The organism is Mycobacterium sp. Aquia_216 (genome assembly GCF_026723865.1).
Classification (GTDB): Bacteria; Actinomycetota; Actinomycetes; order Mycobacteriales; family Mycobacteriaceae; genus Mycobacterium.
In genome coordinates this window covers 5,846,164-5,863,843 of the sequence record NZ_CP113529.1, presented here as the reverse complement: position 1 = coordinate 5,863,843, position 17,680 = coordinate 5,846,164, and the positions used below count along the sequence as shown (strand labels likewise).

At 64.8% G+C, this 17,680-nt stretch carries 19 protein-coding genes; 10 read left to right on the top strand and 9 right to left on the bottom strand.

The genetic code is table 11. The features are described 5' to 3' along the window. The first annotated feature begins 97 nt into the window (after positions 1 to 97). Positions 98 to 1,015 (top strand): endonuclease domain-containing protein, encoded by a 918-nt coding sequence (locus OK015_RS27510; protein WP_268127991.1) that lies wholly within the window; start codon positions 98 to 100, stop codon positions 1,013 to 1,015. A gap of 37 nt (positions 1,016 to 1,052) precedes the next feature. Here the strand turns inward: OK015_RS27510 and ipdC are convergent, their stop codons facing one another. The 4 genes from ipdC to echA20 all read right to left on the bottom strand — a co-directional run bounded on the left by ipdC (position 1,053) and on the right by echA20 (position 4,705). Further along, positions 1,053 to 2,123 carry a (3aS,4S,5R,7aS)-5-hydroxy-7a-methyl-1-oxo-octahydro-1H-indene-4-carboxyl-CoA dehydrogenase gene (ipdC, locus tag OK015_RS27505; protein WP_268127989.1) on the bottom strand — a complete coding sequence of 357 codons (1,071 nt, stop codon included), beginning with the start codon at positions 2,121 to 2,123 and terminating at the stop codon, positions 1,053 to 1,055. A 106-nt stretch (positions 2,124 to 2,229) separates the two neighbouring features. Next, positions 2,230 to 2,973: a cholesterol ring-cleaving hydrolase subunit IpdB gene (gene ipdB, locus OK015_RS27500; RefSeq protein ID WP_268133154.1), complete on the bottom strand. Its 744-nt coding sequence runs from the start codon at positions 2,971 to 2,973 to the stop codon at positions 2,230 to 2,232. Positions 2,974 to 2,981: 8 nt separating this feature from the next. Beyond that, a complete protein-coding gene (gene ipdA / locus OK015_RS27495) occupies positions 2,982 to 3,866 on the bottom strand; it encodes a cholesterol ring-cleaving hydrolase subunit IpdA (RefSeq protein ID WP_268127987.1) in 885 nt (294 codons plus the stop codon). 80 nt (positions 3,867 to 3,946) lie between these two features. Then, a complete protein-coding gene (echA20, locus tag OK015_RS27490; RefSeq protein ID WP_268127985.1) occupies positions 3,947 to 4,705 on the bottom strand; it encodes a (7aS)-7a-methyl-1,5-dioxo-2,3,5,6,7,7a-hexahydro-1H-indene-carboxyl-CoA hydrolase in 759 nt (252 codons plus the stop codon). Between the two features lie 65 nt (positions 4,706 to 4,770). On the opposite strand from echA20, the gene OK015_RS27485 reads away from it, so the two are divergent. The 5 genes from OK015_RS27485 (at position 4,771) to OK015_RS27465 (ending at position 9,827) form a co-directional block, all read left to right on the top strand. Then, positions 4,771 to 5,568, top strand: coding sequence for an SDR family oxidoreductase (locus OK015_RS27485; RefSeq protein WP_268127983.1), 798 nt, complete (start codon positions 4,771 to 4,773; stop codon positions 5,566 to 5,568). Between the two features lie 14 nt (positions 5,569 to 5,582). Further along, the gene (locus OK015_RS27480) at positions 5,583 to 6,488 is read left to right on the top strand and encodes an SDR family oxidoreductase (protein WP_268127981.1); all 906 of its coding nucleotides are present in this window, start codon (positions 5,583 to 5,585) and stop codon (positions 6,486 to 6,488) included. A 102-nt stretch (positions 6,489 to 6,590) separates the two neighbouring features. Then, positions 6,591 to 7,466, top strand: a complete 876-nt coding sequence (locus tag OK015_RS27475) for a formylglycine-generating enzyme family protein (RefSeq protein WP_268127979.1) — start codon at positions 6,591 to 6,593, stop codon at positions 7,464 to 7,466. Between the two features lie 234 nt (positions 7,467 to 7,700). Beyond that, positions 7,701 to 8,405, top strand: coding sequence for a GntR family transcriptional regulator (locus tag OK015_RS27470; RefSeq protein WP_268133152.1), 705 nt, complete (start codon positions 7,701 to 7,703; stop codon positions 8,403 to 8,405). A 69-nt stretch (positions 8,406 to 8,474) separates the two neighbouring features. Then, positions 8,475 to 9,827 carry an arylsulfatase gene (locus OK015_RS27465; RefSeq protein ID WP_268127978.1) on the top strand — a complete coding sequence of 451 codons (1,353 nt, stop codon included), beginning with the start codon at positions 8,475 to 8,477 and terminating at the stop codon, positions 9,825 to 9,827. 74 nt (positions 9,828 to 9,901) lie between these two features. On the opposite strand, the gene OK015_RS29385 is transcribed toward OK015_RS27465, so the two are convergent. Both OK015_RS29385 and OK015_RS27460 read right to left on the bottom strand, forming a co-directional pair. Continuing rightward, positions 9,902 to 10,246: a DUF202 domain-containing protein gene (locus OK015_RS29385; RefSeq protein ID WP_442791173.1), complete on the bottom strand. Its 345-nt coding sequence runs from the start codon at positions 10,244 to 10,246 to the stop codon at positions 9,902 to 9,904. After that, positions 10,246 to 10,629 carry a YidH family protein gene (locus tag OK015_RS27460; RefSeq protein ID WP_442791333.1) on the bottom strand — a complete coding sequence of 128 codons (384 nt, stop codon included), beginning with the start codon at positions 10,627 to 10,629 and terminating at the stop codon, positions 10,246 to 10,248. The genes OK015_RS29385 and OK015_RS27460 overlap by 1 nt, the downstream gene beginning before the upstream one ends. 240 nt (positions 10,630 to 10,869) lie before the next feature. Between OK015_RS27460 and OK015_RS27455 the strand changes: the two genes are divergently transcribed. The 4 genes from OK015_RS27455 to OK015_RS27440 all read left to right on the top strand — a co-directional run bounded on the left by OK015_RS27455 (position 10,870) and on the right by OK015_RS27440 (position 15,625). After that, positions 10,870 to 12,369, top strand: a complete 1,500-nt coding sequence (locus OK015_RS27455) for an ABC transporter substrate-binding protein (RefSeq protein WP_268127975.1) — start codon at positions 10,870 to 10,872, stop codon at positions 12,367 to 12,369. Between the two features lie 42 nt (positions 12,370 to 12,411). Then, the gene (locus OK015_RS27450) at positions 12,412 to 13,293 is read left to right on the top strand and encodes an ABC transporter permease (protein ID WP_268127974.1); all 882 of its coding nucleotides are present in this window, start codon (positions 12,412 to 12,414) and stop codon (positions 13,291 to 13,293) included. Continuing rightward, positions 13,290 to 14,045: an ABC transporter ATP-binding protein gene (locus OK015_RS27445; RefSeq protein WP_268127973.1), complete on the top strand. Its 756-nt coding sequence runs from the start codon at positions 13,290 to 13,292 to the stop codon at positions 14,043 to 14,045. The genes OK015_RS27450 and OK015_RS27445 overlap by 4 nt, the downstream gene beginning before the upstream one ends. A gap of 62 nt (positions 14,046 to 14,107) precedes the next feature. Beyond that, positions 14,108 to 15,625, top strand: coding sequence for a SulP family inorganic anion transporter (locus OK015_RS27440; protein WP_268127972.1), 1,518 nt, complete (start codon positions 14,108 to 14,110; stop codon positions 15,623 to 15,625). A 7-nt stretch (positions 15,626 to 15,632) separates the two neighbouring features. On the opposite strand, the gene OK015_RS27435 is transcribed toward OK015_RS27440, so the two are convergent. Genes OK015_RS27435 through OK015_RS27425 form a run of 3 tightly spaced genes read right to left on the bottom strand, consistent with a single transcriptional unit; the run spans position 15,633 to position 17,653 of the window. Further along, positions 15,633 to 16,085: a nitroreductase family deazaflavin-dependent oxidoreductase gene (locus OK015_RS27435; RefSeq protein WP_268127971.1), complete on the bottom strand. Its 453-nt coding sequence runs from the start codon at positions 16,083 to 16,085 to the stop codon at positions 15,633 to 15,635. A 9-nt stretch (positions 16,086 to 16,094) separates the two neighbouring features. Further along, positions 16,095 to 16,481 carry a hypothetical protein gene (locus OK015_RS27430; protein WP_268127969.1) on the bottom strand — a complete coding sequence of 129 codons (387 nt, stop codon included), beginning with the start codon at positions 16,479 to 16,481 and terminating at the stop codon, positions 16,095 to 16,097. Positions 16,482 to 16,489: 8 nt separating this feature from the next. Beyond that, complete coding sequence (locus tag OK015_RS27425) at positions 16,490 to 17,653, bottom strand: steroid 3-ketoacyl-CoA thiolase (protein WP_268127967.1); 1,164 nt, start codon at positions 17,651 to 17,653, stop codon at positions 16,490 to 16,492. Between the last annotated feature and the right edge of the window lie 27 nt (positions 17,654 to 17,680).

Below are 17,680 nucleotides of genomic sequence, written 5' to 3'. Positions count from 1 at the left end.
CCGGGCCGAGTGTGAACCAGGCGACGCCACGTCGGCGTGTCGCGTCGCCTGGTTCACACTCGAGGTTGCTGTCGGCGGGCAGTGCCAGCATTCGCCCATGGACGAACATCCGTGGCCCTTCTTGTCCTCAGAAGCGTTGGCGGCGCGAGCCTTCCCGGAGCGGGCGATGCGCGTGTTGTACGAAGCGGTCTACCCGGGCGTCTACGCTCCGGCCGGTATCGAGTTGACCGCCAGCCAACGCGCACATGCGGCGTGGCTGTGGTCGCGACGAACGGCGGTTGTCTCCGGCAATTCGGCGGCAGCGTTGCTCGGAGCGAAATGGGTAAGTCCAGCGCTCGATGCCGAGCTGGTGCATGACAATCGACGGCCTCCCAGCCGGATCAGCGTGCACACCGACACCTTGGAGCCGCAAGAGATTCTCATAATCGATGGTGTTGCGGTAACTTCCCCGGCTCGGACGGCTTTCGACATTGGCCGGCGGACTGTCTCGCGGCTACAGGCCGTTCAAAGGCTCGATGCGCTGATGAATGCGACCGATGTGAAAGTCAGTGACGTTGACGCCGTCACCGCCGAGCACCCTGGCGTGCGTGGTCTGATTCGGTTGCGACGGGTACTGCCGCTTGTTGACGGTGGAGCGGAATCTCCTCAGGAGACGCGAACTCGGCTGGCGCTCATCGACGCGGGTTTGCCGAAGCCCCGAACACAGATCAAGTTGTTCGACGAATACGGCGACTTCGTCGCCCGCATCGATATGGGTTATGAGGATTTGCGGGTCGGTATCGAATACGACGGGCCGCAGCACTGGACCGACCCCAGCCAACGTGCACGCGATATCGACCGGAACGTGGGATTGGCCGATCTCGGCTGGACGATCATCAGGGTCAGCAGCGAGCTGCTTAGATACCGGCGCGGCACGCTCGCTGCCCGGGTCGCTGCCGCAATGCGGGCGGCGGGATGGCGACCACCATCGTCGACCGTGAACCACGCGACGGTCAATCGGCTTGTCGCGTCGTGAGATTCACACTCGGCCAGAGGTTAGGCTTCGGCCAGGGTTAGTCTGCGACGAATGCGGAGGCCGCACGTAGATGCTCGATCGCATCATGCACGATCGACTCGATCAGCTCGGCGCACGACGGCAGGTCCTCGAGAATGCCGGCGACCTGCCCCGACGCCAGCACCCCGGCCTCGGTGTTGCCCTCAACGAGCCCGGCTTTCAACAGCATTGGAGTGTTGGCCGCCATCACCACCTGCGACCAGGTCATCTCCTTGCCGTGGCGCATCGCCAGGCCGTCGGTGATCATCGATCGCCAGGTCATCTGCGACATGTGCTTGAACTTTGCGGCGTTGCGCACCGCAGCCGTCAAACCCCGCACTGGCGAACCGTTTTCCAGTTTCTCGACGAGCCCGGTGCGCAGCACCCGGTGCGGCATCCCGTCGACGCGCGTGGTGACCACGGTGCCGTCCAACGCCGACTCCAGATAACGCCGCTTGACCGCTTCTGGCACAGTGGAATCCGACGTGAGCAGAAACCGGGTGCCCATCGCCACACCGGCCGCGCCGTAGGACAACGCCGCCGCCAGTCCGCGCCCGTCGAAGAATCCGCCCGCCGCGATGACCGGGATGCCGGTGCCCTTCACGGCGTCCAGCACCGACGGCAACAGCAGCGTGGTGGCGACGGGTCCGGTGTGTCCACCGCCCTCGCCGCCCTGCACGATCATCGCGTCGGCGCCCCAGCTCGCGACCTTGCGCGCATGCTTGGCCGCGCCGATCGACGGGATAACCACTGCCCCGGCATCTTTCAGCCGAGCGATCAGTTCCTGTTTCGGCGCCAGTGCGAACGACGCCACCTTCACGCCCTCGCGGATCATCAACTCGACGCGGTCACCCGCATCCGCTGCGTCCGCGCGCATGTTCACGCCGAACGGCTTGTCGGTGGCGGCCTTGACCTTGCCGATCGCCGTCGCCAACTCGTCCAGCGTCATGGTTGCCGACGCCAGGATGCCGAGCCCGCCGGCATTGGCCGTGGCCGCCACCAGCCGCGCTCCGGCCACCCAGCCCATCCCGGTTTGCACCACCGGGTGCTCCACACCTACCAGCTCGGTCAGCGGCGTGCGCAGCTTCATAGCCACCGCCGACGATGCAGTGGGGGCACCCCCGGTCGCGCTGCGGCGAGGGGGACGAAGCGATGAGGTGGGCGTACCTCCCGCTTGCGGAGGAGAGGCGGAATCATCATGACCGTATCTCTCGGTCGCGCAATGCTTTCGGATCAATCGTCTCGCGGATCAGGCGCAGTTCGTCGTCGGACGGCAGGCGGGTCTCCACCGCCTCCTCGAGGCCATGGATCTCGAAGGAGGTCGCTTCGCGGACCTCTTCCGGCGATACCCCGGGATGCAAGCTCAGCGCCCGCATCGACCGGTCCGGGCCACCGAAGTCGAACACGCCGAGATTCGATATCACCCGGTACGTATTGGCAAAGCGGAACGCCGGATTCTCGGCATCCACATTGTCCCAACCGATTCCGCAGACGATGTCGACCTTCTCGCAGAACACCCGCTTGGAGTGATTGCCGACCCAATAGCTGGTCGCGTGGTTGATGGCATTGCCGGGCGCACCGCGGACGCCGAACATCTGCCGCTTGGGCTGCTGCAGCGGCCCGAACGCCGAGATATTCTGATTGCCAAAGCGGTCAACCTGATTGGCGCCCATCACCACGTGTCGTCGCCCCCAGGCCAGCGTCTCGAACACCCGGCCGAACGGCATCCACCCCTCGACGGCGCCCGCGGCACCCAGCGCGGGCGTATCGGCCAGCAGCTGGGCTTCGCCGTCGGTCAGCAGGATGTCAGGGGAGAACGTCAGCCGGGCCAGCCGTGCGCCGACCGAGGCCATGTTCGTCATCGGGCTCACCATGATCTCGCCGACGTCCCTGAACAACTCGGCGCAGGCGACCGCGCACACTTCGGCACGGGTGCTCACGGTGCTTGTCACTTCGAGGCCTCCTCTGCGAAAGCGCGCACGGCAGCCTGATATTCGGCCTCGCCGCCGGATAAGTAGGTCGCGACGAACTTCTGCCAGCCCTCGTCGGTCGAGGCGGCCTCGGCGTAGTGTCGTTGGAACTTCTCGTCGCGGCCGTAATCGGGCGCGGCGGTGGTGAAGTGGGCACCGTTGGGTGCTTCCACGACGCCGTCGACCATCATCCGGTTCAGCAGCAAGGCCTGCGGCGGTACCGCCTTGATCAGCTCTTGGGTGGACACCAGTCGTTCCACCGAAAGGTAGCGCTTCTCGGCGGCCATCAAGAAGAGGTCGTCGAAGTAGGGGTCGATCCCGGTGTATGCCGCATTGCCCTGGCTGTCACCGAGATTGAGATGCACGAACGCCGCGTCCAGGCGCAGCGCCGGCATGGCGATCAGCGTCTCGTACCCACCGTCGGGAGCCTCGTACGGGCTGGTCACCGTCTGTAGCTCGCCCTCCCAGAAGTCCAGTACCGAGCTGCCCAGCCCGGCGCGGATCGGTAGAAACGGTAACCGTTGTGCCGCGGCCTGCAGGCCGCAGCGCAGCATGCCCTCGTCCATCTCCCGGGCTTCGATTTCCCCGGCGCTTCGGGCTTTGGCGAACCACGGGTCGTAGAACGGCGGCGAATCCAGCGAGACGAACCCGTAGTAGACACGCCTGACCTTGCCTGCGGCACAGAGCAGCCCGAGGTCGGGTCCGCCGTAGGTGACGACGGTCAGGTCTTTGACGTCGGTGCGCAGCAGGGCGCGCACGAACGCCATCGGTTTGCGCCGCGATCCCCAGCCGCCGATACCGATGGTCATGCCGCTGCGCAATTGCGCGACGGCCTCCTCGAGAGTGGTTCTCTTGTCGGCCACTATGCGCCGCTCCTCCTCATCGCTTCGTCCCCCTCGCCGCTGCGCGACTGGGGGTGTCCCCACTGCATCGTCATCGACGGTTACGCGTCCTTGCCCTTCGTCGTACCGGCGAAGGCGTCGCGGTGCTCGTCGGCTACCCCGGCGAGGTTGAGCTCGAACGTAAAGCCTTGTTCCATCCGGTAACTCGAGTTGACTCGCTGCACGTCGATCAAGTTCAGCGCTTCCTTGGCCGCGCGGATCACCCGGGTGTCCTTGGCGGCGATGTCGCGGGCCACCCGCAGGGCGGCCTCGTCGAGTTCGTCGCGGGGGACCACCTCGTGCACCGAGCCGAAGTGGTGCAGGGTCGCGGCGTCCACGGTCGCCGCGGTGAAGAACAACCGCCGCATCATGTGCTGGGGGACCAGTCGCGACAAGTGCGTGGCCGCGCCCAGCGCGCCGCGTTCCACCTCGGGCAGCCCGAACGTGGCGTCGTTGGAGGCCACGATGACGTCGGCGTTGCCGACCAGGCCGATGCCACCGCCGACGCAGAATCCGTTCACCGCCGCGATCACGGGAACGGCGCATTCGTACACCGCACGGAAGGCCGCGAAGCAGCCCCGGTTGGCGTCGATCAGTGCGGTGAAGCCCTCGGTGCGCTGCATCTCCTTGATGTCGACGCCCGCGTTGAAGCCGCGGCCTTCGGCACGCAGGATCACCGCGTGCGTCTCGGGATTCGCGCCCGCGGCAGTGATCGCGTCGGCGAGGTCGAACCAACCCTGCGACGGGATCGCGTTGACGGGCGGGTAGTCAACGGTGACCGCGACTATGCCCGGTTCTGTGCTGGTGGATGTGATCGTCAATTGGCACTTCCTCGAAAAATAGAGGCCGACTACCTAAGCAAGCACTTGCTTGGTACGCTAGCACAGTGACTCGCGCCGAAGCAGGCCCCCCTTCTGCGGAAGCCATCAATTTGGGATTGGCCGGGCGGGTTGTTCTGGTCACGGGCGGCGTTCGCGGGGTGGGTGCCGGAATCAGTGCGGTTTTCGCCGGGCAGGGCGCAACCGTGATCACCTGCGCCCGCCGCGCCGTCGACGGGCTGCCGTACGAGTTCCACGCGTGCGATATCCGCGACGAGGAAGCGGTCAAGGCGTTGATCGATACGATCGCCGAGCGCCATGGACGGCTCGACGTCGTCGTCAACAACGCCGGCGGATCGCCCTACGTGCTGACCGCGGAGTCCAGCCCCAAGTTCAACCGCAAGATCATCGAGCTCAATCTCATTGGTGCGCTGTTGGTTTCGCAGTACGCCAACGACAAGATGCAGGCCCAGTCGGCTGGCGGGTCGATCGTCAACATCTGCAGCCTGAGCGGCCGGCGGCCGTCCCCGGGCACCGGCGCGTACGGCGCGGCGAAGGCCGGACTGGAAAGCCTCACTCAGACGCTGGCGGTGGAATGGGGACCCAAGGTCCGGGTGAACGCCTGCGTGGTCGGCATGGTCGAGACCGAACAAGCCGACCTGTTCTACGGCGACGCCGAGTCGATCGCCGCGATCTCCAAGAATGTGCCACTGGGCCGGCTGGCCAAGCCCGAGGACGTCGGTTGGGCCACAGCCTTTTTGGCCTCGGATGCGGCGTCCTACGTCAGCGGCGCCTCGTTAGAGGTGCACGGGGGTGGCGAGCCGCCGCACTATCTGGCCACAACGAACGCCAGCGCGATCAAGTAGAGGAGACAGTAAATATGGGCGTGGTGGACGGCCGTGTCGTCATCGTCACCGGAGCGGGCGGCGGTATCGGTCGCGCGCATGCGCTGGCCTTCGCGGCCGAAGGCGCGCGCGTCGTCGTCAACGATATCGGTGTGGGTCTGGACGGATCACCCGCCGGCGGCGGCAGTGCCGCGCAGGGCGTGGTCGACGAGATCACCGCTGCCGGTGGTGAAGCCGTTGCCAACGGATCCAACGTCGCGGACTGGGACCAAGCGGCCGCCCTGATCCAGACCGCCGTCGACACGTTCGGCGGACTGGACGTCCTGGTGAACAATGCCGGCATCGTGCGCGATCGGATGATTGCGAACACCAGCGAGGAAGAGTTCGACGCCGTCACCGCCGTGCACCTCAAGGGCCATTTCGCCACGATTCGCCACGCGGGATCGTACTGGCGCGCATTGTCCAAAGAGGGCAAAGCCGTTGACGCGCGGATCATTAACACCAGCTCGGGTGCGGGCCTGCAGGGCAGTGTCGGGCAGGGCAATTACAGTGCGGCCAAGGCCGGCATCGCGGGATTGACGTTGGTCGCCGCGGCCGAAATGGGTCGTTACGGAGTAACGGTCAACGCCATCGCGCCGTCGGCCCGGACCCGGATGACCGAGACCGTCTTCGCGGAGATGATGTCCACTCAGGACCAGGCTTTCGATGCGATGGCACCGGAAAATATTTCACCCCTGGTGGTTTGGCTGGGCAGCCCCGAATCCCGCGAGGTCACCGGGAAGGTGTTCGAGGTCGAGGGCGGCAAGATCCGCGTCGCCGAGGGCTGGGCGCATGGACCGCAGATCGACAAGGGCGCGCGGTGGGATCCCGCCGAGTTGGGTCCCGTCGTCTCCGACCTGTTGGCCAAGTCGCGGCCGCCCGTCCCGGTCTATGGGGCGTAGTCGAATCACGGTGTGAACGGGCCACGCTAACAGCGTGTTACGCCACTTCGTGCCAATTGGCCGTCGCGTCCCGGCCGAGCGAAGTTTGCATAGTCTGTCGGCATGCTCACCGAACTGGTTCAGCTTCCAGGTGGCGCATTCCGGATGGGTTCGGAGCAGTTCTATCCCGAGGAATCGCCCGCCCACGACGTGACTGTCGCACCGTTCTCGATCGAATTACATCCGGTTACCAACGCACGGTTCGCCGACTTCGTCCGCGCTACCGGCTATGTCACCGTTGCCGAGCAGCCGCTGGATCCCGCCGCGTTTCCCGGCGTACCGCCCGACGAGTTGTCTCCCGGTGCATTGGTGTTCCGTGAAGCATCGGGTCCGGTCGATCTTCGCGATTGGCGACAGTGGTGGACGTGGGTCCCCGGGGCGTGCTGGAGGCAACCCTTTGGCCCCGGATCGTCGGTCATCGACCGGGCGGACCACCCAGTCGTTCAGGTGGCCTACCCCGACGCGGTGGCGTATGCGACCTGGGCCAGCCGGCGACTGCCCACCGAAGCGGAGTGGGAGTTCGCGGCCGGAGCCGGCGCCGACACCGTCTACGCCTGGGGCGACGACCTGCAACCCGGCGGGCGACTGATGGCCAACACGTGGCAAGGCAAGTTCCCCTATGCCAACAACGGAGCACTTGGCTGGGTCGGGACGTCGCCGGTGGGCACCTTCCCCGCCAACGCATTCGGCGTCGTCGACATGATCGGCAACGTCTGGGAATGGACGAGCAGTCCCTATTCCGCGTGGCATCGTCCCGCTCGGGAAACCTCGCAGTGCTGCCCGACCCCGACCGGTGACCCCTCGCTGAAGCAGACTCTCAAGGGCGGGTCCCATCTGTGTGCGCCCGAATACTGTCACCGCTATCGTCCGGCAGCGCGCTCGTCGCAGTCCCAAGACAGCGCGACCACACACATTGGATTTCGCTGTGTCGCCGATTGATCGAGCGCGCGCCGTGGTGGCGGAATCAGTGTCGCTACGCCGTGGTGTAGGCGCTGGCCTAGGGGTTTACCAAACGTAAGGTGGCGTAACACCGCATCTATCGCCACCATGTCCCAACGGTGGCACAGTGACAGCATGCCCCGGCGTCCGAATATCCCGCCCAAGGACTTTCCGCGTCCCGCGACGCGGGAGTACGCCGGCAGCCGGGCGGATGCCGCGCGCTGGGCCCGAGACGTGCTGCGCGGCCAGATCCTGGATGGCGTCTATGGTGGCTTGGCCGCTGCTCGCCCGGCGTTGCCCTCGGAGACCGAACTGGCCGCCGAGTTCGGCGTCAGCCGCAATGCGATTCGTGAAGCGCTGGAGCTCCTACGCGGCGAGGGAATGATCACCCGGGTCCAGGGTGCCGGGACATTCGTCACGGGCGCGAAGCTGAGTCAGCGCCTTGATCGCTTGGAAGGCCTCGCCGAATCCCTTGCGGGTCACCGGCTTCCGGTAGAAAACGAGGTGCTGTCGGTGCGCGAATCCGTCGCATCCCCATTCGTCGCGGCCAAGCTGGCACTGACCGAAAATACTCCCATTCTGTTCATCGAACGACTGCGCTCTGTCGGTGGCCTGCCGTTGTCGCTCGACACCACCTCGCTAAGGATGGGCGCTATCCCGATCGACGCGAATCTCGACCAGCAGGACGTGTTCTCGTTGATTGAAAAGGAACTCGGTGTGCGTCTGGGATGGGCCGAGATCACCGTCGAATCGGTGTCGGCGGACGCGAATACCGCAAAGTTATTGCAGATCCGCCCCGGGGCACCGTTGTTACTGTTGCACCGTTTGACGCATCTGGAGGACGGCACTCCATTCGACCTGGAGACGGTGCGCTACCGCGGCGACCGTTGCTCACTGGTGACCACTGCGGCAAGGGGACCCGATCAGCCGTCGACGTAGCCGGCGATCTGCACCATCACGTTTTCATTCGCGACGATCATCCGATATCGATTGAAAGGTAATACAACCATGCCCGAACAACCCAATATCGTGTACTTTCACGTCGACAACCTGGGGCTCGGTGAATTGGGCTGCTTCGGTGGCGGGATGTTGCGCGGCGCCGATACCGCACGCATCGACAGGTTCGCGGGTGAAGCCCTCAAGCTGTCGCACTTCGTCGTCGAACCCCAGTGCACGCCAACCCGTTCGGCGCTGATGACTGGGCGCTACCCAATCCGCTCGGGCAATCACACGATCGCGTTGGGGGGCAATGACGGTGGCATTGTCGCGTGGGAACGCACGATGGGTGACATCCTCTCCGAGGCTGGTTATGCGACGGCATGCTTCGGCAAGTGGCACATCGGCGCGGAGGACGGCCGTTGGCCCACCGACCACGGATTCGACGAATGGTATGGTCCGGCACGCACTTACGACGAATGTCTGTGGCCCGACGACCCGTGGTACGACGGTGAGCGAGACGGCTATTCGTACATGTACGACGGCACCAAGGAAGGTGGCGTTCGCACCACCGACCAACAGTTGACCGTCAAGCTCAAAGGCCAAGTCGACGGCGAATATGACCGGCGAGCAAAGGCTTTCATGAAGCGGAGCGTGGATGCGGGTAAGCCGTTCTACCTCTATCACAATCACTCGTTGATGCATTTTCCGATGGAGGTCCGCGAGGAGTTCAAGGGAAAGAGCACCAACGGTGACTGGGGTGATTCCCTGCTGATGCTGGACCACGACTTCGGGAGCATCCTGGACACACTGACCGAACTGGGTGTCGACGACAACACCATCGTGATCTTCGCCGGGGACAACGGTCCCGAAGACCACCTGCTGGGCCGTGGCACCGCGGGCTTCTTCGACGGTTCGTATTTTTCCTCCGCGGAGGGCGGAATTCGCACGCCGTGCCTGATCCGGTGGCCCGGAAATGTCCCACCCCGAGAGAGCAACGAGATGGTGCACGTTACCGATATGTTCCCGACACTGCTGAAATGGGCGGGCTGCCAACCCCCGACCGACCGCATCATCGATGGCATCGATCAGCGTGAATTCTTCGGCGGGGCAGAGGAATCCAAGCGCGAAGGCTGCATGGTGTGGCTCAACGAGGAACTGCATGCGGTCAAGTGGTCACAGTTCAAGATCAGCTTCAAACGGCAGCAGCACTTCCATGACCCCGAGATCCCACTCGGGTTCGCCCGGATCATCAATCTGCTCGAAGATCCGAAGGAGCGCGAAGCGGTCAACCAGACCTTCGTGCGTTGGTGGGTGATGCAACATGCCAGGCGCCTCATCCGCCAATTCGAGGAAAGCGTCGAAACCGAGGAGTTGATCCCGGCAGGCGCACCGATCGACTTCGTTCCGACGCGTTGCCAGTAATGAGCAATGGCGCCGCCCCCAGCGACGGGGGCGGCGCCGGCTTTCGAAAACCTCTGGTGCCGAAGCCTTTACACTCAGCTCAACGCAATCAACAGGTACAGCAAGACCAGCGTTGACAACAAGGTCACCGCAACTGCGACGCCGATGATGTCCCGTCGAGCGGGAGCGGCTGGTGGATGGGACTGCGCCGCTAACTGTCGGCGACGGCGCCACCCGAGGCCGAACGTACACAGGGCAACCACGATGGCCGTGCCGCCGATACAAAGACGAGCCGGGCTATGCAAGAGACTGGCAACGTCGCGGTCCCGCAGCACAATCACCGCGCCCGCCGTCGATCCGGCCAATGCCGTACGTGTCCACGCGAGCGCAGTCCGCTCGGGCTGCAAGCCCGGGTCTCGGGTCACCTCTTCGCGGGGCATCAGCTGTTCGCGGCGGCCACGAGCGTCAACGACACCGTCACCATCCCGATCGTGACCAAACCCCACGCCAGCCAGATCGGAGCGGTGAACCGCGGCAGGGGCCGGCCCCGGCGGATGGCCCGATCAGCCTGTGTCCACCGGCCCAGACCGGTCGCCGCCGTCAGCACTGCGAGCATGCCGACCATCACGCCCAGCGCGTGGCGCATGCCAGGGACCGGCAACTGAGGCATGAATTGCACGACAGCCACGGACGCGGCCAGCAACCCGAGCGAGGTGCGCTGCCAGGCCAGGAATGTGCGTTCGTTGGCCAGGGTGAACCGATAATCGGGCTCGCCGGGCCGCGCGTCGACCGGCGCAGAAGTCGGCGTTGTTGAGTTCGCTATCTCCACACCCACCAGCGTTTCCCCACGCGAGGACATTTCGCTACGGAGTCGCTGGTGGCGTAACGGAGTCTTCACTTCCGCCGTGCCGAAACTGCTCGCGTCAGATGGCCTGCGTGTGCTTGCTGGCGGGACGCGCTCCGTCGCCGCGTTGACCACCGCCGCTGGTGACCGCCCCATGGCGTAACTGCTCCGCAACCTCGGATGACAGCGAGGTAACAGAAGACACCGACCCTGGTCGGTATGTACGACGTCGCCATCAGTGCCCCGCAGGGAGCAACCTCGTTGTTCCGCCGGGCCGTCGGCCCGCGGCCGAAATGGCGCGTTCGGTCGATGGCGCTGCTGTTTGCCGTGGCGGTCGGCGCCACCCAACTACTCGCAGGCTGCGGGTTACTCGGCGAGCCCACTGTCGTCGTTAATGTTGGCTACCAGTCGAAGACCATCAACACCGTCAACGCCGGAACACTGCTGCGCGACCGCGGCGATTTCGAGAATGCTCTCAAGGCGCTGGGCGCAAGTAACCACAAGAAGTACCGCGTCGTCTGGCAAGACTTCGCTTCCGGCGCACCGCTTACCGCGCAGATGATCGCGACCCACGTCGACATCGGGTCGATGGGCGACTACCCGCTGCTCACCAACGGGTCCAAGACGAAGAAGTACAGCGACGCCGCCACGGAAATGATCGCCGTCACCGGCTACAACTTGCGCGGATCGTTGAATCAGGTTGTCGTCCGCTCGGATTCCACGGCGCACACGCTTGCCGACCTGGTGGGGCGCAAGGCGTCTACCAGCCTCGGATCGGCGGGTGACGGAATGTTCTCAACGGCGCTGCAGCGCAACGGGATCGTCAAGAATTCCGTGCACATCGTGAACCAGGATCCGTCGGTCGGCGCATCGGCTATCGACGGCAAGCAGGTCGACGCGCTGGCACAGTTCGTTCCCTGGCCGCAACTGGTGATCTACCGCAATCAGGGCAGACTGCTCTACGACGGCGGCGACAATGAAGTACCTACTTTCCACGGCGTCGTCGTGCGGCGGCAATTCGCCGATAGCCAGCCGGAAGTGATGGCCGCGTTCATGCGTGCGATGAAGGCCACGACCGACTACATCATCGCCAACCCGTTGAAGGCCGCTTTGCGAGTCGGTGAACTCACCGGGATCGAACCCGAGGTGGTTTATCTCTACAACGGCCCCAACGGACTAGTGACGTTCGACATGACGCTGAAAAAGCAGTTCTTAGCGGCCTTCCAGCAGATCAAGGACTTTCTGGTGGCTCGCGGTTCGGTGAATCGGGACTTCGAGATCAGCACCTTCGTCAATGACAGTTACCTGCGGCAACTGTCCGGCACCGACTACGAGCGTCGCCGTGACGAAGTCGCCAACCCGACAGCGTTGAGCGGGATCGACGACCTGTGTCAGCAGCCGGTCGATGATCCGGCCCAGGCGTCCGAACTGTGGGTGCGGGGCGCCGTCCAGACGACGGCAGCTGCGACTCCGACCTGCCTGCTTCGCCGGGTTGCCGGCACGAAATCGGTGCGGGTGTCGTACGTGCCGGACACCTTCACGGCTGTCAGGATCTTCGCCGATCATGCGGTCTGGCTGTACGACCCAGTAGCACCACCGATTCAGCGGTACAAGCCATTCGCCACCGCGGAGGGTGCCAGCGTGTACCGGCGACAACACCCGCAGTCCAGTGCCATCACTTACCCGGCCGCCGTGGCCAGGTCCCTTGCCACCGGCTAGCCCGCCACCACACCCGAACTTCCCCTCACGGAAAGGAAATCCATGACTCAGACCATGACCGCACCCGCTTTACCAAAGCTTTCGGTTCCGGCCGGTTGGAAGGCAAAGCCGGGACCGCAGCGGTCGATTGTCCGCGTGCCCCACGCGGTCCGGCGGCGCGCGGCCGCGGTGGTGCTGCCGATGATCCCCATCGCCACCTTTGTCGCGATGTGGCACTTGCTGACCGCCCATAACGTCGTCGCCTGGTTGCGGTTCAACCGGATGCCGGCCCCGGCGACCGTGCTGGAGGCGTTGCTCGCCCGGGTGAGCAGCGGCACCTACTATGACGACCTATTGGCGAGCTTGCAACGAATACTGCTCGGCTTCGGCCTGGCGGCGGTGATCGGCATCGGGCTGGGAATCCTGGTGGGCCGCTCGGGCATCGCGAGAATGGCGCTGCGGCCGTTCATCGAGCTGATCCGGCCCATCCCCGCGATCGCACTGGTGCCGTTGACGATACTGCTGTTTCCCTCCAGCGAGCAGGGGATCGTCTTCATCACCTTCTTCGCCGCGTTCTTTCCGGTTGTGGTCAGCACAATTCACGCGACGGATGCACTGCCCAAGGTGTGGGAGGACGCCGCCAGGACCATGGGAGCCGGCCGCGTATCGCTGCTGTTTCACGTCGTACTGCCGGGCGCCTTGCCGGGGATCTTCGCCGGGCTGTCGGTGGCCATGGGTGTCGCCTGGATCTGCGTCGTCAGTGCGGAGATGATTTCCGGACAGTTCGGCATCGGCTACTACACGTGGCAGTCGTACGGCTTGCTCGACTATTCGGGTGTCGTGGTCGGCATGATTTCCATTGGCGCTCTTGGTCTTATCACCGCGTGGCTTGTCGAGCGCATGGGTCGCCGGGTGAATCACTGGCTGCCGAGAGCCACCGGATGAGCACGGGCGCAGTCACTCTCGAGGAGTTGAAAGTCGGCTTCAACGGTGTTGTCGCCGCCAACATCTCCCTGACCGTGCGCCCCGGCGAGGTGGTCGTCTTTCTGGGCCCTTCGGGATGCGGCAAGTCGACCGTCTTGCGCGCACTGGCCGGGTTGCTCACGCCGATCAGCGGCACGGCCACGGTAGACGGCGCACCGGTCACCGGCAATGCGGCCCAATGCGCGATGGTGTTCCAAGAGGACGCACTGTTTCCCTGGCGCACCGCACTGAAGAACGTGCAGTATCCGCTCAAACTCCGGGGTCTTCGCGGCAAGGAACTCAAGGCGGCGGCAACCGCACGATTGGAACAAGTTGGGCTGGCCGCTTACCTCGACCACCTGCCCAGCCAGCTCTCGGGGGGCATGCGCCAGCGCGTGCAATTGGCGCGAACTCTGGCCTGCGAGCCACGGGTGATGCTGATGGACGAGCCTTTCGGCGCACTGGACGCACAGACCCGGCGCGAGATGCAGGGGCTGCTGATGTCCGTCTGGGAGACCCAGAAGATGACCATCCTGTTTGTCACGCACGATGTCGACGAAGCGCTGCTGCTCGCCGACCGGGTGGTGTTGCTGAGCCATCGGCCGGCGACCGTCGCCGACATCGTCATCATCGACACGCCACGCAACGCCGAGGCCCAGTTCGAAGAACCTTATCAGCAACGGCGCCGCGCCATCCTCGAGTTCCTCGGACACCGTCAGGCCGAAACGGCGTAATTGATCGCCACCGCGCCAGTCTTCGACCAATAGCTAAACCGCTTCCCCATCAAGGAGATTCGATGAGTATCACTATGCCCGGCCTTCGTCTGCGCGCCGCGGGTGTCGCCAGGTCATCCGGCTACCCGCTGCTGTCCACGACCATGCTGCGCACCGAGGTGCTTGCCGGTCTCGTCGTCGCGCTCGCGCTGATTCCAGAAGCGATCGCGTTCTCAGTCATCGCCGGCGTCGATCCGCGGGTGGGGTTGTTCTCCTCGGTCACCATGGCCGTCACCATCGCGTTCGCCGGCGGCCGGCCCGCGATGATCTCTGCCGCCACCGCCGCGGTCGCATTGGTGGTCGCTCCCGTCGCCCGCGATCACGGAGTGGGTTACTTGGTGGCCACGATCATCCTCGCGGGCATCATCCAGATGGCCCTCGCGTTCGCCGGCGTCGCCAAGCTCATCCGGTTCATCCCCCGCAGCGTGATGACCGGGTTCGTCAACGCGCTCGCCATTCTCGTTCTCGTATCGCAATTACCACATCTGTTCGGCGTGCCGTGGCTGGTCTATCCGCTCACGTTGGTCGGCATTCTCGTGATGGTCACGCTGCCGAAGCTGACCACCGCTGTGCCGGCACCGCTGGTGGTCGTGCTGTTGCTCACCGCAGCGGTGATGCTGTTTGGCTGGCATGTTCCTGACGTGGGTGATCAAGGCGCACTGCCGAATTCGCTGCCGCTGCCCGGCTTGCCCCATGTTCCTTTGACACTTGGAACGCTGAAGACCGTCGCGCCCTACGCGTTCGGCGCGGCGCTAGTCGGACTCCTCGAATCACTGATGACCGCAAAACTCGTCGACGACATCACGGACAGCCCGTCGAACAAGACACGCGAAGCCTGGGGCCAAGGGATGGCTAACGTGATCACCGGAATCTTCGGCGGTATGGGCGGGTGTGCCGTGATCGGCCAGACGATGATGAACGTCAAGGTCGCCGGTGCACGAACTCGACTGTCCACCTTGTTGACCGGGATATTCGTCTTCGTGCTGGTGGTCTCGCTGGGAGATGTGGTCGGCCGGATACCGATGGCCGCCTTGGTAGCGGTCATGGTCGTCGTATCGGCGGCCACTTTCGACTGGCACAGCATCTCCCCCCGCACACTGAAAGTCTTGCCGGGCAGCGAAATCCTCATCATGGCCATCACCGTCGCCGGCACGGTGGCCACCAGTAATCTGGCCGTCGGAGTGTCGTTGGGAGTGCTTACCGCCGTTGTGGCCTTCGTCCGCCGCGTCGCCCACTTCACGTCGGTCGAGCCCACCTCCGGGCGCGGGGATTCCGATGCCGGCACTCGCACCTACCGCGTGCACGGCGAACTCTTCTTCGCGTCGAGCAATGATCTTGTCCACCAATTCGATTACGCGAATGACCCCGACGACGTGGTGATCGATATGTCGGGCGCGGTGGTATGGGACGCGTCCTCGGTGGCTGCCCTCGACACGATTCGTCACAAATACCGGTCCCGGGGCAAATCTGTTCGTCTGACCGGTCTCAACAGCGCAAGTCTGGACCGGCTCGGCAGGTTGTCGGGCCTGCTGCGTATCTGATTCGCCGTTAGCCCACCGGGTCGCAGATCACGACCGGGATCACCCGATCCGTCCACGACCGGTAGTCGCCGAACGACGGGTACATGGCGTCCAACTTCGGCCAGTACTCCTGGCGCTCCGCCTCGGTGGCGTCACGCGCCTGAAGCTGCAGCACCTCGTCCTTAATCTGCACGGACACTTTGGGATTGGCCTTGAGGTTGAGGTACCACAGCGGATGCTTGTCGCTGCCGCCCCGGGAGGCCACCAGGATGACGCGGTTGCCCTCGCGCAGGTAGAGCAGCGGGCTCACCCGTGGTTCACCGGTCTTGCGGCCGGTGGTGGTCAGCAACGCGACCGGCGCCTTCTGGAAAGTGCCGCCGAGCTTTCCGTTGCTGCGCTTATAGATCCAGGTGTTGCCCTTCGACATCCACTTGATGAAGAAGCCGACCACCGGGGAATTGAGTGATTTCGGTTTTTCCATGACGTGTCCCTAGCGCTGAATGAAGGGGTGAAACCGGACCGTGATGTGGTGGATTTCTGCTTGGCCGCTTGGACTTTCGGCGGGGATCACGAACGTTTCGTCAACCCGCGCGGCCAGGCGCCGGCCGCCGAGCGCCGCCTTGGTCAGCACCTGGTAAGTGGCATGCACCTCGTCGCCGGCGATGGAATAGTCCGGCGGTGTCGTCTCCGCGAGCAATCGGTACTGGGGTCCGCGATTGAGGCTGCGCCGCAAGTGGTTTCCGGAAAAGCCGTTCTTGATACCCTGCTCGGTCCGGGTGCACCCGACCGCGAACGGAACCGTGTCGCCGACATGGCTGACAAGGGCGTCGATGTATGCCTGCGCCGCGGCGATGCGGTTCTCCTCGGGGACGAGCACTGCCGATGCTAGATGCGCTCGATGATGGTGCCGGTGGACAGCGCGCCACCGGCACACATGGTGATCAGTGCGGTGCTCTGATCGGTGCGCTCCAGCTCGTGCAATGCGGTGGTGATCAGCCGGCTGCCGGTGCTGCCCACCGGGTGGCCCAACGCGATCGCGCCGCCGTTGACGTTGACCTTGTCCATGTCGGGATTGTGCACCCGCGCCCAGGACAGCACCACCGACGCGAAGGCCTCGTTGATCTCCGTGATGTCGATGTCGCCCATCTTCATGCCGGCCTTCTCGAGCACCTTGGCGGTCGACTGCACGGGGCCGTCCAGATGGTAGTACGGCTCCGCACCGATCAGTGCCTGGCTGATGATCCGGGCTCGCGGTTTCAGCCCCAGTGCCTTGGCTTTGTCCTCGTCCATCCACAGCACGGCCGCCGCACCGTCGGAGATCTGCGACGACGTACCCGCCGTGTGGATCCCGCCCTCCAGCACCGGCTTCAGCGAGGCGAGGCCTTCCAGCGTGGTGTCGCGCAGGCCCTGGTCACGAGTGACGACATGACGGTCGCTCGTCGGCTGCTTCTGCTCGTCGAGCACGGGCGCCTCGATGCCACTGATCTCGCGGTCGAACCGGCCCTCGGCCCATGCCTGCTTGGCCTTTCGCTGCGAGTCGAAGCCGAACTGGTCGATGTCCTCGCGGGTGATGCCGCGACGCTTGGCGATCCGCTCGGCGGCGGTGAACTGGTCGGGCAGGTCGATGTCCCACGACTCGGGGCGCAGGATCCCGCGATCGGGGCCGGCGTTGGCGCCCAGCCCGACGCGGCTCATCGCCTCGATACCGCACGCGATGCCGACGTCGATCGCACCCGCCGCGATCAGGCCCGCGATCAGGCCGTTGGCCTGCTGGCTGCTGCCGCACTGGCAGTCCACGGTCGCGGCGCCCACGTGGTCCGGCAGCCCGGCGACGAGCCAGCTCACCCGGGTGATGTTGTTGGACTGCTCGCCGTACTGCGTGACGCAGCCGCCGATGATCTGCTCGACCTCGCCGGCGTTGATGCCGGCCTTCTCCACGAGCGCCTTCTGCGTGGCCCCCAACAACTCGGTGGCGTGCAGACCAGATAGCCACCCGTTCCGCTTACCGATGGGACTACGAGTGGCTTCGACGATGACAGGGTTACCCATTCCGTCAGGCTAGAACACGTTTCATTA

Excerpts from the sequence above, each read along its gene's own strand:
- OK015_RS27510 (WP_268127991.1), top strand. The coding sequence starts at position 98 with ATGGACGAACATCCGTGGCCCTTCTTGTCCTCAGAAGCGTTGGCGGCG.
- ipdC (WP_268127989.1), bottom strand. The coding sequence starts at position 2,123 with ATGAAGCTGCGCACGCCGCTGACCGAGCTGGTAGGTGTGGAGCACCCG.
- OK015_RS27480 (WP_268127981.1), top strand. The coding sequence starts at position 5,583 with ATGGGCGTGGTGGACGGCCGTGTCGTCATCGTCACCGGAGCGGGCGGC.
- OK015_RS27475 (WP_268127979.1), top strand. The coding sequence starts at position 6,591 with ATGCTCACCGAACTGGTTCAGCTTCCAGGTGGCGCATTCCGGATGGGT.
- OK015_RS27465 (WP_268127978.1), top strand. The coding sequence starts at position 8,475 with ATGCCCGAACAACCCAATATCGTGTACTTTCACGTCGACAACCTGGGG.
- OK015_RS29385 (WP_442791173.1), bottom strand. The coding sequence starts at position 10,246 with ATGCCCCGCGAAGAGGTGACCCGAGACCCGGGCTTGCAGCCCGAGCGG.
- OK015_RS27455 (WP_268127975.1), top strand. The coding sequence starts at position 10,870 with ATGTACGACGTCGCCATCAGTGCCCCGCAGGGAGCAACCTCGTTGTTC.
- OK015_RS27450 (WP_268127974.1), top strand. The coding sequence starts at position 12,412 with ATGACTCAGACCATGACCGCACCCGCTTTACCAAAGCTTTCGGTTCCG.
- OK015_RS27445 (WP_268127973.1), top strand. The coding sequence starts at position 13,290 with ATGAGCACGGGCGCAGTCACTCTCGAGGAGTTGAAAGTCGGCTTCAAC.
- OK015_RS27440 (WP_268127972.1), top strand. The coding sequence starts at position 14,108 with ATGAGTATCACTATGCCCGGCCTTCGTCTGCGCGCCGCGGGTGTCGCC.
- OK015_RS27435 (WP_268127971.1), bottom strand. The coding sequence starts at position 16,085 with ATGGAAAAACCGAAATCACTCAATTCCCCGGTGGTCGGCTTCTTCATC.
- OK015_RS27425 (WP_268127967.1), bottom strand. The coding sequence starts at position 17,653 with ATGGGTAACCCTGTCATCGTCGAAGCCACTCGTAGTCCCATCGGTAAG.